The sequence below is a fragment of the Mesorhizobium sp. M4B.F.Ca.ET.089.01.1.1 genome, assembly GCF_004022605.1.
GTDB lineage: Bacteria > Pseudomonadota > Alphaproteobacteria > Rhizobiales > Rhizobiaceae > Mesorhizobium > Mesorhizobium abyssinicae.
Map to the genome: position 1 here is coordinate 1 of NZ_RZOS01000975.1, position 922 is coordinate 922.

Annotated in this window: 1 protein-coding gene and 1 pseudogene; one reads left to right on the top strand and one right to left on the bottom strand. The window is 65.1% G+C overall.

The annotated features are described in order from the left end of the window. Positions 1 to 199: pseudogene (locus EN780_RS35435) on the top strand (LysE family translocator); the annotation flags it as partial. A 155-nt stretch (positions 200 to 354) separates the two neighbouring features. Here EN780_RS35435 and EN780_RS35440 read toward each other — a convergent pair. Beyond that, the coding region (locus tag EN780_RS35440; RefSeq protein ID WP_133372918.1) for a nucleoside hydrolase at positions 355 to 922 on the bottom strand (568 nt) is incomplete at its 5' end.

Here is a 922-nt window from a genome sequence, read left to right on the forward strand (position 1 = left end):
GGGCAACTACACGCTGCAGATCGTGGTGATGGGCCTCACCGCGATGGTCTTCGCGGCGATGTCGGATTCCACCTACGCGCTTGCCGCCGGCCGCGCCGGCCGGCTGCTGTCGGCCAGCCGCATCAAGCTGATGTCCCGCATCAGCGGCAGCTTCCTGGTCGGCGGCGGCCTCTGGCTGGCGTTCTCGAAGGCGAAGTAGCGCCTACCTTCCCTCCCCCCGTTTACGGGGAGAGGGTGGTCGCCAGGCGATCGGGTGAAGGGCAGCGCCAGGGTTGCTGGCAAAACACCGACATTCGCGCCGCCCCTCATCCGCCTGCCGGCACCTTCTCCACCCAAACGGGGAGAAGGAAGCTTTCAGAGCCGCCCCAGCCTCTCGACCAGCAGCGCGAAAAACGCGTCATGGTCGATGTCGCGCATCACCATGGCGTTCGTTTCCCGCTTGGTCACGCCCCACCAGTCGATCACCGTCATGCCCATGGTGAGCTCGGAAGAGATCTCGACGCTGACATTGCAGTTGCGGCCCTTGAACAGCTCGGGCTTGATGAGATAGGCGATCACGCACGGATCGTGCAGCGGCCCGCCATCGGTGCCGTACTTCTCCTCGTCGAAACGCTCGAAGAACTCCAGCATCTCCGACGTGGCGATGCCCACCCTGGTGCCGAGGTCGCGGAAAGCCTGCGTGCGCTTGGCGGTGGTCAATGCCTTGTGGGTGACGTCGAGCGGCATCATCACGATCGGAACGCCGGATTTGAAGACGACGTCGGCGGCGTGCGGGTCGACATAGATGTTGAACTCGGCGGTCGGGGTGACGTTGCCGCCCTCGAAGAAACCGCCGCCCATCAGCACGATTTCCTTGATGCGCGGCGCGATCCGCGGCTCGCGGATCAGCGCCAGAGCGATGTTGGTGAGCGGTCCGAGCGGG